Genomic DNA, 14,894 nt, shown 5'->3' with positions numbered 1-14,894 from the left:
GGCGAGGCGGCGAGCGACCCGTCGTTAGGAACACGCTTTTGCCCCATGCTGCGCGGGGCATTCCGCGCCTGTCTCGCTCTCAGTTGTGCTTCGAGTCCGAGGGCGATCCATGCTCCGCCGTGAAGCCCGCGGAGGCATGCAGCAGCTCGTCCGGACCTTTTTCTCCCGGCTGCGTATCGGCTTCCAGCGGGTGTCCAGGCCCGGAGTGCAGCAGCTTCGCCACCGCCTGCGCGCGACGCTGCCGCCCCCACTCCTCTGCAACAATCGACAGAAAGGCAAGGTTGCCAAGCAGGTAGCGCTTCCATAAACGGCGTGGCTCCATCGCCAACCGGTACAGCCATTCCATGCCAATACCGTGCGTCCAGCGTGGCGCCCGCTTCCTCAACCCTGCCTGCGTGTCAAACGCTGCGCCCACGGACAGTGCGGCGCCGATTGGCAGGCTTCCACACTCATCCAACATCCAGATCTCCTGCTTGGGCGCACCCAGCGCCACGCAGAGCAGGTCAGGCTTGGCCGCCGTGATGCGCGCCAGCACCGCGTCGTTCAGCTGCTCGTCCTGTTCAAAGCCAAGCGGCGGACAATCGGTGCCGGCGATCAGCAGCCCTGGATAGCGCTGCTGCAATGCTTGGGCTGCTCCGAAAGCTGCCCCGGGCATGCCGCCCAGCAGGTAGATCGAGAGGCCGTGCTCCGCGCAAAGCTGGCACATCCGCTCCATGAACTCGCCACCCGGCACCCGCTCCGGCATGTGGACGCCGAGCAGTCTGGCAGCCCACACCACCGAAATGCCGTCTGGCAGGCACAGCGTGGCGCGGTTCAGTGCCTCGGCGAAGTTGCGGTTGCGCGATGCCAGCGACACCAGGAAAGCATTCGGCCCCATGATCTGCAGCGGTTCCTGCGGCGGTTCCGTCTGCCTCTGCTGCAGCTCAAGCAGCAGCCAGCTGGCGGCAGATTCCATGTCGACCACGTCCACCGGCGCAGCGCCAAAGTAGACGCGCTGTTCGGACGGATGGACCATGGAGGTGCCATCGTGCAGCCGCGCAGCCGCGGCGCTTCTCAGACGGAAGAGTGTTGAGGCCACAGCGTGTCTTTCCTTTGCTGAAACAGTTGCGGTTCCACTCCATTGGCAATGGAGCCTGAGGGCAGCATCTCGTCGCGAACGCGGCCAAGCACATACCGGGGAGAAGCGACGAAGGAGGAGAGCAAAGCGCGCAGGGCCGCCACCGGCTTGCCTTCGCCCAGGTGCATGTTGAACAGGCGCAGCTTTTCCTTGGCTACTAGCGGCGTCTTCTGGAGCAGGGCGAGCAGTTCATCCTGCACCTGGCCCAGTGTTTCGGGAACCCTGCTTTGCAGTTGCGACAGCAGCAGGTACTGCACGTAAAGGCCATGCAGCGCCTGCTCGTGCAGGTTGCGCGTGGTGAGGCTGTTCGCGTTCTGCCGGTACAGCAGCAGCACGTCGGGGATGAAATGGATGTCGTAGGCAAGCGCCATGCGCCACCACAGGTCCGCGTCCTCGCACTGGATGCCAGGGCGGTATGCGCCCACGGCAAGCGTTTTGGCCACGTTCAGTGTCGCGCTGGGATGGCAGATGGCAGGAAGGTATCCGGAGCGCGCCACCGAGCGGATCTGGTCCGGCGTGCCGCGTGTGCAGCGATACAGGCCTACACTGCGCCGCCGCGGATAGTAAGCCGCGTTGGAGTAGAACATGCCCGCATCCGGATGCTCCTTGATGGCCTCCAGGATCCGTGCCAGCCGATCCGGCGTGGCGAGATCGTCGGCATCCTGCCGCACCAGCCACGGCGTCTGGCAGGCCCGCAGCATGCGGTTCAGCGTAAAAGTCAGCCCGCAATGCTGCTGCTCCAGCACCCGCAGGCGCGCATCGCGAATGGAATGGAGATACTCGAGGCTGCCGTCCGTGGAGCCATCAACCACTGCCAGTATTTGGAAGTCATCCGTGCTTTGCTGCAGCAGGCTTTCCAGCGACTCCGGGAGGTAAGGCATCGCATTGTGCACGGGCAGCCCCACCGTCAACATCGATCGTGCCGGATCATCCTGTGCCATCCCCCCTCCTCTCTGACGCGGTGTGCGGTCAAACTCCGCAGGAGCTTTGTGCGTCACGCTTGTTCGGAATCCCACACCGCTGACCACTTGCCTCGTGCTTCGCCGACGCCTTGTAGCTGCATTCCTTGGTGCTGCTGTGCCGCGTTCCTTGTGACTGCATGCTTGGATGGCACCATCGCCCGCGTCTCATCAATTTATGGCCAAACTCCCAGACCACACTTCCACACAACCAAAGTCCCAACAGGCAGAAGCAGAGGCGTCAAGTGCTCGTGCCCAAGCCTTTCGCGCGAACGAAACAGACTTTGAACCGACCGATGGGCCGCGTTGAGAACCTTTTCATCCGTGTCTTTCTTCTTATCTACTCGCCTCCAGGCATAAATGTGCAGCCGATCTTGTTCCTTCCATAACCGACGTAATCTGCCCGCGGCGAGGATGCGGTGTTAGTGTCTGCCACAACAACACCTTTCAAGATTGCGTAGCAGCCGCGCCGGGTGAGGCGCTGTTGCCCTGGACTTTGCCCGATGAACAGTCAAAGCATGCAGCCGTCGACAGCGGCTGAACCGCTGACGCTGGCCTTGCTGGCCGCGGCCCTGCATCGCAGGCGTGCTCTGCTCGTCTGGCCGTTCGCGCTCCTCACCCTTGCATCCGGTCTGCTCTGTTTTTTGTCGACTCCGCGCTATCGGGCCACAACCGAGATCCAGGTGCAGAAGGTCGAGAGTGGAGCCTTCGGGCTGCAAAGCACAGTGACCGGCATCCCCGAGGTGCCTGCTTCAGGGGACTCGCTCGACTTCAACCTGACGCTGCAAACCGAGGCTTCCATCCTGCGTTCGCCGGCACTTGCGGTTGCTGTCATCAAGGCGGCGCATCTTGAACCCACACCGGACTACTTTGCGCCTGTCGCGCGCGGCGGAGGCCTGGTGCCGCAGTGGCTTCACCTCGGCTCGCCGCTTGAACCACTCTCCACGCCCCTTGAGCAGGCACCCAACCGCAGGGCCGTCGCGGAAAAGATCTTCAAAGCGCACTTGAAAGTGCAACCCGTTACGGGAACCCGTCTTCTGGATATTTCCTACAGTGACCCGGACCCGGCACGGGCGGCCCTTGTGGCGAACACCATCGCGCAGAGCCTAGGCGACCTCACGTTCGAGCAGCAGTTCAATGCGACGCTGCGCAGCTCGCATTGGCTTGAAGCCCAACTTGAAGACCTGCGGGTACGGGCGGAGCAAGCCACGTCGCGAGCAGCGCAGTTGCAGAGAGGCACCGGCGTTTATGGGGACGACGCTTCCCGCAACGTTGTTCTCGAGCGACTCGACAGCCTGAACCAGGCTCTGACCGCTGCAGAAAACAACCGCCTTCTTAAGGAAAGCATCGATCAGGTCGCGGCAAACGGCAGCCCTGAATTGATTTCCAGCCTCAGCGGAAACTCGAGCACAGGTACGGTCGCTTCCATCAACACCTCCCTCACGCTGCTCCAGGGAATGCGGCAGCAGGAGGCGCAGGCGCTCGCGGAACTCTCGCAGGATCGTGTGCGTTATGGACCGGCCTACCCAAAGATTGCCGAAGAGCAGGCGCAATTGAGTGATATCGAAAGCTCCATCTCCAACGAGACGAAGCGCCTCGGCGAGCGTGCGCATACGGACTGGCTGGTGGCTGCAAAGCAGGAGCAGGGAGCGCGCTCAGCTTTTGAAGCGCAGAAGAAGCTGGCCACTCGCCAGAACGATTCTGTGATCGCGTACCAGTTGGCTAAGCAGGAGGCAGACAACAGCCGGGAACTCTATGAAAGCTTGTTATCAAAGCTGAAGCAGGCCAGCCTGCTGCAAGGCCTGCATGCTAATAACCTGTCCGTGGTCAGCGCGGCCCAGGTGCCCGACACTCGCCACCCTACGTCACCTAACATCCCGCTCTGGCTGGCATCCGGCGCCATCGCTGGCTTGTTTCTGGGTGCGGGCATTGCCGCCTACCGCGAGCTCACGGATGACACGATCTACTCACTTGCGCAGGTCGAGCGCGTGATCGGTGCGCCACTTCTTGGAATCGTTCCGGTTGCCGGACCAACAGGATCCGAGCGTCGTTCTATGGGACGCCTGCTCGCCCAGCTAGGCAAATACCTCTCCATCTCTGACGCCGGTTACGCGCCCCTCTTGCCGCCCTCTGTGATCCACGACCTCCAATCCCCTGGCTTCAGGGAAGGGATCGGATCTCTACGGACCGCTCTGCAGATCGTGGATGCAGGCTCAACGTCGCGGATTGTGCTTGTGACCAGCGCCCTGCCCAAGGAAGGCAAAACAACCATCGCGCTCGATCTTGCCAAGCTTTTCTCCCAGGGAGGGTCGCGCGTGCTCCTGGTGGATGCGAACCTGCGCAATCCGGCTTTACATGTTCTGGCGCAGGCCGAACAGGTGCATGGTCTGGCGATGGCGCTCTCGGGACCGCGCCGGGTTCCGGCAACAGCACAGTTCACGCATGCTCCCAGCCTGGACGTCCTGGCGGGGAGTGAAATTGCATCGGCTCCGCTCGACCTGCTCAGCTCTCCGCGGCTCGCGGAGTTGTTGAAGGAATGGCGCTGGAGTTATGACCTGGTGGTACTGGATGCTCCGGCCGTGCTGCCCAGCAGTGATGCACTGTTGCTGGCGAAACAGAGCGACTCAGTGCTCCTGGTAGTCCGGCATAAACACACGACTCACCAGGCTCTGGCGCGCTCCTTGGAAGCTTTGCAGTGCCATGGATCGACGCGTGGAGCGATCGGCGTTGTTCTGAATGATGTCGCTCTTGATTCGCAGGCATTTCACGCTCATTTCGGCTACCCGGGAGGTGGCTATGCTGCGCAGGTCTCCTAAGTCGGTTTACCGCGTACTGATATGCGGGCTGCTCCTGCTGACTACCCGCAGCGCCGGGTTCGCACAGCAGCCTTCTTTGCCGCCCGAGAGCGTGGTGCTGGGTGCGGGTGACCTTGTGTCCGTGCATGTCTTCCGTGAGGATGCGCTCGACAGCAAGATACGCGTGAAAGATGCAGGCACCCTCACGCTTCCGCTGATCGGCACCGTGACTGTTGCTGGTCTCTCTGCCGCGGATGCCGCAGCGACCATAGCCAAGCGTTTCGAGGCACAGGGCTTCCTCAACGCGCCGCAGGTCACCGTGCTTGTGGAAGAGTCTGCTGCGCGGGAAGTAGAAGTTCTGGGTGATGTGGCAAAGCCCGGTCCGGTGACATTGAACGGTCGCCGCCCACTGCTTGATGTTCTCGCGGAAGCAGGTGGGCTGCTGAAAACTGCTGACCGGCACGTCACCATCCGCCGGGTATCCGGCAGCATCGATACCGTTTTCATTCCGAATACATTGATTTCCGCCCCTCCGATGGTCGACGCGCTGGTGGCGCCTGGTGATGCGGTGCTGGTTCCCCGGGCCGGCATCGTGTATGTGCTGGGCGATGTGGGCCGTCCAGGGGGGTACCTGATGGAAGATGATGCGCACCTATCATTGCTGCAAGCTCTCTCGCTGGCTGCCGGTGCTTCCAAGACTGCTTCCGAGGGCGGCGCTCACCTGATCCGCCGCGTACACGGAGAAACGCTTGAAGTGCCGCTGCACCTGAAGGATGTCGAGCGCGGAAAGCTTCCTGATCCTGCCTTGGAAAACAACGACATCGTGTACATACCATTCTCCTTCAGCAAGAACCTGGCCCTGGGCTCTGCTTCGGTCGCGGCGTCAGCATCGTCAGCCATCATCTACGCGGCCTATTAGCGATGCACAGGCTTAAGACAGTGCGTTTGGAGGATCTCTCGGTTGTCGCCGTGCTGATATTTTTCGGCGTCGCGGGCTCAATTCCTGGCATCGCGCCCAACCAGGCGAATGAAATGACGGGGGCCGCGGCGACTGCTCTGCAGACTCTGATCGGCGTGGGCGCACAGCTGGTCGTGAACTTGATCATCGCAGTGTTCCTGGTGCAACACCGTCAGCTTATGCGACAGAGCGCTATGTTGCTGTTGGCCCCACTTACCCTAACGGGCTGGGCGCTTGCATCGATCGCGTGGTCCAGCGACCCTGGACTGACAGCACGGCGCGCGATCCCATTTGGCATGGCATCCGCATTCGCTGCCTGCCTGACGCTTCGCTTTCCTCAGCAGCGTTTGCTCGTGCTGGTGCGCTGCACTTTCCTCGTGCTGGCGTTCTGGTCCGCGGTGCTTGCCCTGACTTTTCCTGCCATCGGCCTCGATGCTTCCACCGGCCACGGTGGCGACTGGCAGGGAGCCTTCACGCAGAAAAATGCGTGTGGCCGGGCAATGGTTTTTGCCATCGCCGCCATGTGCACGCAGCGTGGCTTCTCCACAACGCGCGGCATCATGCTGCTCTTGTTCGTGGCAGAGCTTGGCTTCAGCGGATCGCGTGGGGCATGGCTGCTGGGTGGTGTGCTGCTGGCCGCACTGGGCATGTTTCGGGCAGGGTGTGCTCTTGAGCGCAGCACCCGCACGGCATTCTTCGCGGTCTCGATCATCGTCGGTAGCTGCCTGTGCGGTTTCGGCGTTGCCGAGTTCCCAGTGATTGCCGAGTTGATCGGCAGGGATCCGACGCTCACCGGGCGCACTGCGATCTGGCACGAGGTGTGGCTCGCGATCCGGCATCGGCCCTTGCTAGGGTACGGGTTTTCGGCATTCTGGCACGGTGCGCAAGGCGCTTCGTGGGACGTCGTCGTGGCGCTCAAGTTCGTGCTGTTTCACGCGCACAATGGGTTTCTTGAGATCTGGCTGGAACTCGGCGGTGCAGGCCTGCTGCTGTTCCTTGCGGGGTTTACGCGAGCTTTGGTTCTTCTGTGGCCCGAGGTGCGCGCAGGGCAATTCGAAGAAGCGGCATGGCCTTTCTCCATCCTGTTGCTTGTCGCGCTCTACGACATTGATGAAAACACCCTGCTCACTTTTAACGGTTTGTTCTGGGTTCTGTACTGCGCAGTGCTGGTCCAGCTGGAGGTTCAGGCCTCGGCTCGCCGGCACGTTCGCGCTGTTCTTGCGAGCGTGCGACCATCACCGACCTCAACTGGCTGGATCGCGCCCGCGCTTGCATCCTGCGAATCGATGCCGTCGCCAAGTATGTGGCTGCCAGCAGGTAACCGGATGGTCCCATGGCTCCAGCGCCGCTCTGCTGCGGACACGCCTGAGCTTTCGGGCCTTCATGCGAAGATTGCGCAGCCTAGGGGTATGCACCATGGCGGCAGCCCATGGCTCTGATCGCCGCAGCACCGACTCGCCGCAGCGCTTGTGGCTCTTCAGGGTTGCCGATGGCCGGTGCCAAGCACACGCGGCTCGACGAGCCAACACCGGCTGGATCGAAGCGACAACGACCACAACAGTTCTACCGCCCGGAGTTGGATCTTTTGCGGCTTCTTGCCTTTCTCATGGTGTGGAGCTCACACGCTCTGCTGGCTTTTTCAACACTCTTTCCCCGTGCAGTGCTGGAGACGCTCGAGGGCGCGGGTAGTTGCGGCGTACCTGTTTTCTTTTTTCTGTCGGCCTTCCTGATCACCGAACTCTTCCGGCGCGAGCGCTGCCTGCGCGGGACGCTGCAACTGCGCAGCTTCTATGTGCGGCGCGCACTGCGGATCTGGCCGCTGTATTACGGCGTCCTGGCGGTGTACGCAGTGCTGGGGCTGTTCTTTCATGGTTTTCGCATCGAGCATGGTCGGCTCCTCGCGTCCTGCCTGATGGTGGGGAACTGGTACCTCGTGGTGCATCCGTGGATCTCGACACCCATGCGCGCGCTGTGGAGCATCTCGGTCGAGGAGCAGTGGTATCTGTTCTGGCCTGCTCTCCACCGGTCGCTCGAACGGGGGCAGTCACTGCTGCTGTGTTGCGGGGTTGTTGTTTTGTCCGGAGGCCTGCTGCTGTTCTTGGCGGAGCATGCGCCCCCGGCCAGCCTTTACCTGACGGCATGGGTCAACACCGGCGTGCAGTTTCAATACTTTGCTTTAGGCGCTGCTGCCGCGCTCCTGTTGAACGGACGCGTACCTGGCTGCAAGCGTGTAACACGAGCGGGGCTGGGCTTTGCGGGTGCTGCCTGCATGCTTGTCGCAGCCGGCCGGTGCCACCTCAAGAGCGCCGAGACGGTGCCATCAGGCGCCGGGCTGGTGTGTGGCTACATGCTGGCCGGTGCCGGGGCCGCAGCGCTCTTCTTCGCCTTCTACGGTCTGGAGCAAAGCCGGTGTCCGCGCATGCTGGTGCGCCTCGGCCAACTCTCTTTCGGGCTGTACGTCTTCCATGAAACCGGTTTCTTTATCGCCAATGCGCTCAGTCGCGCCGCGCATCTGCCAACGAGCCGGGCGATGGTGTCAGCAGAGAAGCTGCTTGCCCTGGTCCTCACGGTGCTGATGGCGTGGCTGAGCTATCACCTGTGGGAGCTGCGTTTCCTGCGGCTCAAGTCGCGGTGGGCGGTGGTTCGCACCCGGGAGGCGCAATGATGCGACGCGTGCTGGTGTATCGCAGCGATCTCCTGCCGCCTTCGGAGACCTTTATTGCCGCGCAGGCACATGCGCTGCGCCGGTATGCGCCTGTGTTTGCCGGGCTGCGTCGCAGCGTGCCAACTCTCGCTCTGCCTTCAGCCGCGTCCCCCAGCCTTGCACGCTCTGCCGGGGAGCGGCTGCTGTTTCAGTACTTCGGGCGCTCTCGCGGACTGATCGCCCAGGTACGTGCGCACGCTCCAGCCCTCATACACGCGCACTTCGCACTCGATGGAGCAGAGGCCGTTCCCCTGGCGCAGGCACTCGGTATTCCTTTGGTCGTGACACTGCATGGCTATGACGTGATGTGTTCGGACAAAACGCACAGAGAGACCCGGCGCGGACGCCGCTACCTGGCGCGCCGCGAAAACCTCTGGCGTATGGCGGAGTGTTTTGTATGTGTCTCGCATGCGGTGCGCGCGCGCGCGCTTCAGCAAGGCTTTCCTGCCGATAAGTTGCAGGTGCTGCCAATCGGCGTGCGGCCCGAGCCTTGCCTGCGAACTCTGGCTCCTGGCGACACTGTTCTTTTTGTCGGGCGCCTAGTCCACAAGAAAGGCTGTGCCATTCTGCTCGACGCCATGCTGCAGGTGCAGCGGCAACTGCCGCATGCAAAGCTCCGCGTAGCCGGTGACGGCCCCGAACGCAGGTCGCTCGAGAGCAAGGCGAGCGCCCTTGGGCTCTGCGCCGAGTTTCTCGGCATGCGGTCCGCTGCCGAGGTGCGCTTAGAGATGCAACAGGCCCGCTGCCTTGCCGCGCCTTCCATCACCGCGGCGAGCGGCGATGCGGAGGGGCTACCAATCGTGCTTTGCGAAGCGCTTGGCATGGGTCTGCCAGTGGCGTCCACCTGGCACTCCGGTATCCCGGAGTTGATCGAGCACAGGGTGCATGGCCTGCTCGCGCGAGAAGGCGATGCAGCGACGCTTGCGCAGCACCTGGTCGAACTCTGCTCGAACGATTCTCTGGTGCAGAGTTTGCGTGAGGCGGGCTACGCGCGCATTCAGCAGCACTTTCACCTTGATCGGCAGACTGCTCTGCTGGAATCGCTGTATGACGAAGCCGTGGCGGGGCAGCGCCGCGGCCCAGCCGCGAGCGATGCGCGTGCACTCACTCCTCTGCCGCCTCCGTTTGCTCCGCTCGAGTGGGATGAAGAAGCGACGCTTTCCGTCCGCTCCCGGATGCCGTCTCGACGTAGCCTCGACGCGGAACTGCCGAGCATGAAAATGCACAGGGAAGAACCAGCACACAGCACCCGCAAGCTGCCGGCGAATGCTGCCGAGGCTGCAGGGAAGTACCCAACCCCGCGAGAGCACCCACAAGCCGCATGTGTCCGAAAGGATCGATGAGCGGGCCGGCAGATCTTCGCGGCAGTGCCGAACCCTTGCACGACTATGGAGGGCTGGCAGCCGGCGACCGACTGCGCCACCAGGCAACCTGGCTGCTCTCAGGCAGCGGAGCGTCGGTGATTTTCCAGGCTCTCTACTTCTCCTGCATGGGCAGGATGCTGGGCGCGCAGGAATACGGAGCGTTCGTAGGCGCCGTCGCGCTGGTCAGTGTGCTTTCGCAGTTCTCCTCGCTGGGCATGGAGATGGTGCTGCTGCGCACCATCGCACGAGACCGGGCTGCATTCGGCGCTACCTGGACGCGCGCGCTCCTGGTCTCCACTGCAGGCTTTGTGCTGGTGCTTGCAGTGGCAATGCTTTACGGGAAACTTTTTCTGCCGCTGACGTTGCGCCAGCTTCTGCCGTACCTCGTCGTCTCCGATGCGTTGTTCGGCAAGCTGACGCAGCTTGCAAGCCGGGCATTTCAAGGCGCGGGGCTCGCACGGTGGAGCGCAAAGCTCGCAGCTCTCACCAATGCGGCTCGAGCCGGGGCGGCCATCACGTTGTTTGTGTGGGCCGCGCGCGCGCATCGCCACGTCGTGGTGCTCCTGTGGGTGCGCCTGTATCTAGTCGCCGCTTTGCTGGTTGCTATCTTCAGCCTGGTGCTGGTGTCGCGACTGCTCGGGTCGCCCGTTCCGGCCGCAATCCGGCGCAGCCACCTGCTGGAAGGTCTCTCCTTCGCCTTCTCCAACTCATCGATCTCGGTCTATAACGACATCGACAAAACGCTGCTGGCCTCACACGGCATGCTGGCCGACGCGGGCATTTACACTGCGGCCTACCGGGTGCTCGATGTGGCCTCCACCCCGGTCTACAGTTTGTTCGCAGCAGCGTCTCCACGGCTCTTCCGTGTAGGCTCCGCTTCCGGGGCAGAGGGCGTGACAATGGCTATTCGCGATCTGCTGCGGTGGGTCGTCGCGTTCGGCGTCGCTGCCGCTCTGCTGCTGGTCATCACCGCGCCCGCGGTGCCGTTGCTGTTCGGACACTCCTTTGGGCGATCCGTGTCGGCTCTGCGCTTTCTGTGCCTGCTGCCGCTTCTTCGGGGCCTGCATTATGCGTGGGGCACGGCGATCACCGCGTGCACCAGCCAGTGGCTGCGTACCGCGGCACAAGCCTTCGCGGCCGGCCTCAACCTTCTTCTGAATCTCTTGCTGATCCCGCACTGGGGATGGCGCGGCGCAGCCTTTACCAGCCTCGTGTCCGATGGTGCGCTTGCTTTGTGCTCGTTCCTCATCCTGCAGGTGCTGCTTCGCAGGCAGCACGCGCGTGGTGCGCCCGCTGCGAAAGCAGAGGCCGAAGCTTCCAACACGGTGGCGGGTTAGCAGCGCACCTGCGCAGGTTACGCAGTGCGCCGGGTAGTCGCCGCGCGAAGGAGGGCGTGGATCGAGAACACCAGGCTTGCGGACAACGAACGCAGCGTTTCGTGCTTGGGGTCTACGGTTTTCTCCAGCCAGGTGTGACCCTCCTGCAACTGCAACACCGCAGCCTCCGCTTTGTGTGTCAACACTGCATCTTCGTCCGCGGTGCCGGGTACAGGCAGCGCCGCAACATGACAGAGAGCATCGTGAGCCTGCCCTAGAAACTGCGCCACGGCCGCAGTGCTTGCGGCATCCCTTTGTCCTATCAGGGCGCCAGGTAGCTGGTCAGACTCGAACAGGGCAATCTCCAGCAGGAAGATGGACCGCATGGAAGGCTGCATGGCCTCCATGCGCTCGCGCTCCCACAAGCGCTGCACGCGGCGTGGCCCGAACTCGAATACCACGGCATCGGCCTGCGCATTGGTCTGGCTGAAGCTGTCGTTGATCTTGTCGCGCAACTGGCGGAATCGGGCCAAAGCGCTGTTTTCTTCAGGCTTGCCACTGGCGTCGCGGGCCACCTGGTTGATTGTCAGCGCGAACTCCGCCAACTGGTCCAGATTGCCGCGCAGCAGATCGCCCATGCGGACCGTGGCGAGTGGAGCGGCGATCTGGTCGAACACCAGCCACATCATGAGCAGGCCCAGCAGCACACCCACCACGCGGTCACGCGCCACGGAAAGCGAGGTCTGAAAGGTAGGTTCCTGGAGGTTGACGAGGTAGAAGGCAAGCGCGATCTGTAACCCGAAGTAGGAGAGGCGCGGGCTTGACGTGGCAAACCACGCGGCAATGCCTGACACCACAACAAAGAAGATCGTAAAGGCAGTGATCGAGTCCATCAGGGGCAGCAGGAACACCTGTGCCGGCAGCGAGATCACAAAGCCGCCCACCACTGCGCCGGCGACGCGAAGCAACTGCTTCTGCCGCGATGAGCCGATGGTGCCAAGCGCGGTGATGATGCAGGTGGCCACCGAGGTGTTGATCCCCGGCCAGTCGATGCCGTTGTAGATCAGGTAGCACATCGTGGCGGCGAGGCATCCCCGCAATGCAAAAACAAGATGCTCGCGATTTGTGAAAGCGTCCGCAGCCAGGATCTTCGAGGGATGCGCACCGAGCATCGTCGCCAGCGCGGCCACCTTCTGCCTTGCGGCTTCCACCCCGCTGTACGTGATCTCCTGCTCCTCCAGTGGAACGCCGAAGGAGTTAGCGATATCGCCCAGCAAGCCGACGCTTCGTTCGAGCTCCGGCAGGATCGGCAGGTACGCCGAGCGGGTGCCGCTGCCTTTCCATCCCGGCACCTGGCTCTGCCCGACCTCTTCCACCGCCTGCAACGCGCGAACTTCGGCGGCCTGCTCGAGCAGCGCTCCCCCCACGGAGCGCAGCCGCTCGGCATCGTGTTGCGTGGGCACACGCCCGCTGCTCTCGGTTGCCAGCGCGGTGGCACACAGCTCGACCACGCGACCGGAGATAGCAATCACGGCACTTACCCGCGCTCGTATCTCCGCCGTGATGCCGGCACGAATAAACTGGCGCCGCAGACTGCTCGGGCCGACCATGGCGTACTGCAATAGGCGGGATTGCACCGGCTTCGATGGCAGCCGCACGTCCGCGATCGCCTGCAGTGTCTCGCCTGCGACCTGCAGCCGGTCCGCCACACCCAGCAGGATGGGATCAACGGGATGGAACGCGCGGTACACGTACTCCACAAACAAGGTGCAGCCCACGCCGACGATGACCGAAAGCAGGGTGTAGAGGGTGAGTGCGACCTTGAGGTTGACGTCGCCCGCACGGTCCCAGATGGGGATGGCGGTGGCGATCAGGAACGAAAAGCCCGCAGCCAGGCCATAGTTCCGGGCGGTGCCCATGACGAAAAAGATCAGGTAAAACGAACCGATCACCCAGAAGAAGTGAGTGATCGGCGAATCCACAAAGATTGCGATACCCGCAAGCGTGTAGACCGTCGCCAGGCAGAAGAACGCAATTGTGAGCCAGATCTGCTGCACCGTGTTGCGCAGGCTTTCCCGCGAGACAATCAGCGCGAAATATCCGCCCAGCGCGCCGCCCGGAAGGTGGAACGTCATGATGATCAGCATGGTGAGTGTCGCGCCGAGCACCATGCGCGTCACCAGCGAGACGCGACCGGGATACGCGGCAAGCTCACGCTGCAGAAAGTTCAGAAACCAGGTGTGAAGAGGAGTGCGATCGCCGGGATCGCCCGGGCGGGCCGCCGGCAACGTGGCGCTGCTCACCAGGGATCCCAGCCGCGCACCACAACCACCGCGGACTCGGAGATGCGGAACGCGTTGGGTTCAGGATCGATCACGCGGATGCGCACGGGGTAACGCGAGGCCAGGTGCACCCATGAGAGCGTTCGCTGCACGTCGGGCAGCCCCTGAGCGATGCGGCCCACGGTGCTTGCGTCCGGCGTCACGCCAAAGCTGGCGCTATCTACGATGCCGCGGTAGAGCCTGTTGGGATTGCTCATCAGGTAGACATCCACATGCATGCCCGGCAGGATGCGGTGCAACTGGGTCTCGCGAAAGTTCGCAACGACCCACCAGACACGCGTATCGATCAGGGTGAACACCTGCTCGCCGGCGTGCGCGAACGCGCCTTCAGAGAGCGTGAGATTGGTCACGCGTGCATCGAACGGGGCCCGGATGGTGCAGTTGTCATAGTTGTACTGCGCATTTTCAACAGCGGAGGCACGGCTGCCGCGCTGCGCGGTGAACGGCGAAAGCGTGGTGATGGCGCTTTGCTGCTGGCGGCCCTGTGCCTGCGACTGGCTCACGGTAGACTTCGACGCGGTGAGTGCGGCATAGCTTGACTGTAACCGTGCCTGTGTCAGACTGAGCTGCGACTCGGCCTGCTTCACCGCGAGCTCTTTTGCGGCGGTGCCGGTGCGGAGCTGGTCCACCTGGTCCACGGTGACGAACTGGCGCGCCAGCAGGGGCTCGACGCGGTGCAGGTTGTTCAGCGAGTAGGTGTACTCTGCCCGCGCACGGTCGAGCCCGGCCTGGGCGTTGCCCACATCGGCCGCGGCTTCATCCACGCCACTCGTGGCGCGCCCTACATTGGCTTCCGATGTGCGGGCTGCAGCCTGCGCAGCCACGGCTGCATTTTCCTGTGCGTGGATCCGTCGCGCCTCGTCGGTGATCTGGCCCTCGAGTGCAAGCTGGTCCGATTTCGCGCGCTCCAGCGCGTACCGGTACGGGCGAGGGTCCACCTGGAACAGCACCTCGCCCGCGTGCACCTGCTGGTTGTCATGCACGTTCACCGCGGTGATCGGCCCATTCACAATCGGCGCCATGCCGATGTAGTTGGCAAAGACCTCAGCGTCATCGGTGCGTGGGTAGTGGCCGGTCTCCGAGATCACAATCGCAACCACCAGGATGGTCGCCGCGATAATGATGCCGCTGATGATCCGTCCGCTCACCGTCTGCCGGCCGCGCTGCTCGGGCGTGGGGCGGCGGGTGCCCTTATCCGGCTGCGATGGGTCTGGTGGCTCATTCTGCTTTGCGGGGTCGCGTGCGTCGGGCTGGCCCGGCGCGCGCTTTTGCGACTCATTCCGGTCAGTGGTGTCTGTAGCGTCGGCGTTGCCGTGTGGCGCGTTGTCTTCTGCCATGA

10 protein-coding genes are annotated in these 14,894 nt (G+C 63.1%); 6 read left to right on the top strand and 4 right to left on the bottom strand.

From position 1 onward, the window contains the following. Positions 1–79: 79 nt before the first annotated feature. Positions 80–1,078: a WecB/TagA/CpsF family glycosyltransferase gene (locus D1Y84_RS02380; RefSeq protein ID WP_124847091.1), complete on the bottom strand. Its 999-nt coding sequence runs from the start codon at positions 1,076–1,078 to the stop codon at positions 80–82. Beyond that, positions 1,054–2,058, bottom strand: a complete 1,005-nt coding sequence (locus D1Y84_RS02375; RefSeq protein ID WP_124847089.1) for a glycosyltransferase family A protein — start codon at positions 2,056–2,058, stop codon at positions 1,054–1,056. The genes D1Y84_RS02380 and D1Y84_RS02375 overlap by 25 nt, the downstream gene beginning before the upstream one ends. Positions 2,059–2,579: 521 nt before the next feature. On the opposite strand from D1Y84_RS02375, the gene D1Y84_RS02370 reads away from it, so the two are divergent. From D1Y84_RS02370 to D1Y84_RS02345, 6 genes are all read left to right on the top strand, one after another. Continuing rightward, positions 2,580–4,892: a GNVR domain-containing protein gene (locus D1Y84_RS02370; protein WP_124847088.1), complete on the top strand. Its 2,313-nt coding sequence runs from the start codon at positions 2,580–2,582 to the stop codon at positions 4,890–4,892. A 76-nt stretch (positions 4,893–4,968) separates the two neighbouring features. Further along, on the top strand, positions 4,969–5,790 hold the full coding sequence (locus tag D1Y84_RS02365; RefSeq protein WP_158615275.1) for a polysaccharide biosynthesis/export family protein: 822 nt from the start codon (positions 4,969–4,971) through the stop codon (positions 5,788–5,790). Positions 5,791–5,810: 20 nt separating this feature from the next. Continuing rightward, positions 5,811–7,268 carry an O-antigen ligase gene (locus D1Y84_RS02360; protein WP_158615274.1) on the top strand — a complete coding sequence of 486 codons (1,458 nt, stop codon included), beginning with the start codon at positions 5,811–5,813 and terminating at the stop codon, positions 7,266–7,268. Positions 7,269–7,318: 50 nt separating this feature from the next. Further along, on the top strand, positions 7,319–8,494 hold the full coding sequence (locus tag D1Y84_RS02355; protein ID WP_158615273.1) for an acyltransferase: 1,176 nt from the start codon (positions 7,319–7,321) through the stop codon (positions 8,492–8,494). Continuing rightward, entirely contained in the window at positions 8,491–9,876 is a 1,386-nt protein-coding gene (locus D1Y84_RS02350; RefSeq protein ID WP_124847084.1) for a glycosyltransferase, read from the top strand. The genes D1Y84_RS02355 and D1Y84_RS02350 overlap by 4 nt, the downstream gene beginning before the upstream one ends. Beyond that, positions 9,873–11,234 carry an oligosaccharide flippase family protein gene (locus D1Y84_RS02345; RefSeq protein ID WP_158615272.1) on the top strand — a complete coding sequence of 454 codons (1,362 nt, stop codon included), beginning with the start codon at positions 9,873–9,875 and terminating at the stop codon, positions 11,232–11,234. Before D1Y84_RS02350 ends, D1Y84_RS02345 begins: the two co-directional genes overlap by 4 nt. A gap of 17 nt (positions 11,235–11,251) precedes the next feature. On the opposite strand, the gene D1Y84_RS02340 is transcribed toward D1Y84_RS02345, so the two are convergent. Then, positions 11,252–13,516, bottom strand: coding sequence for an FUSC family protein (locus D1Y84_RS02340; RefSeq protein ID WP_124847082.1), 2,265 nt, complete (start codon positions 13,514–13,516; stop codon positions 11,252–11,254). Beyond that, positions 13,513–14,892 (bottom strand): HlyD family efflux transporter periplasmic adaptor subunit, encoded by a 1,380-nt coding sequence (locus D1Y84_RS02335; protein ID WP_124847081.1) that lies wholly within the window; start codon positions 14,890–14,892, stop codon positions 13,513–13,515. Before D1Y84_RS02335 ends, D1Y84_RS02340 begins: the two co-directional genes overlap by 4 nt. Positions 14,893–14,894: the final 2 nt, after the last annotated feature.

It is taken from the genome of Acidipila sp. EB88 (assembly GCF_003858395.1).
Classification (GTDB): domain Bacteria; phylum Acidobacteriota; class Terriglobia; order Terriglobales; family Acidobacteriaceae; genus EB88.
Note: the sequence above shows the minus strand (reverse complement) of the source record. Positions and strands in the feature narration are given on the sequence as shown.

Excerpts from the sequence above, each read along its gene's own strand:
- D1Y84_RS02335 (WP_124847081.1), bottom strand. The coding sequence starts at position 14,892 with ATGGCAGAAGACAACGCGCCACACGGCAACGCCGACGCTACAGACACC.
- D1Y84_RS02355 (WP_158615273.1), top strand. The coding sequence starts at position 7,319 with ATGGCCGGTGCCAAGCACACGCGGCTCGACGAGCCAACACCGGCTGGA.
- D1Y84_RS02345 (WP_158615272.1), top strand. The coding sequence starts at position 9,873 with ATGAGCGGGCCGGCAGATCTTCGCGGCAGTGCCGAACCCTTGCACGAC.
- D1Y84_RS02370 (WP_124847088.1), top strand. The coding sequence starts at position 2,580 with ATGAACAGTCAAAGCATGCAGCCGTCGACAGCGGCTGAACCGCTGACG.
- D1Y84_RS02375 (WP_124847089.1), bottom strand. The coding sequence starts at position 2,058 with ATGGCACAGGATGATCCGGCACGATCGATGTTGACGGTGGGGCTGCCC.
- D1Y84_RS02350 (WP_124847084.1), top strand. The coding sequence starts at position 8,491 with ATGATGCGACGCGTGCTGGTGTATCGCAGCGATCTCCTGCCGCCTTCG.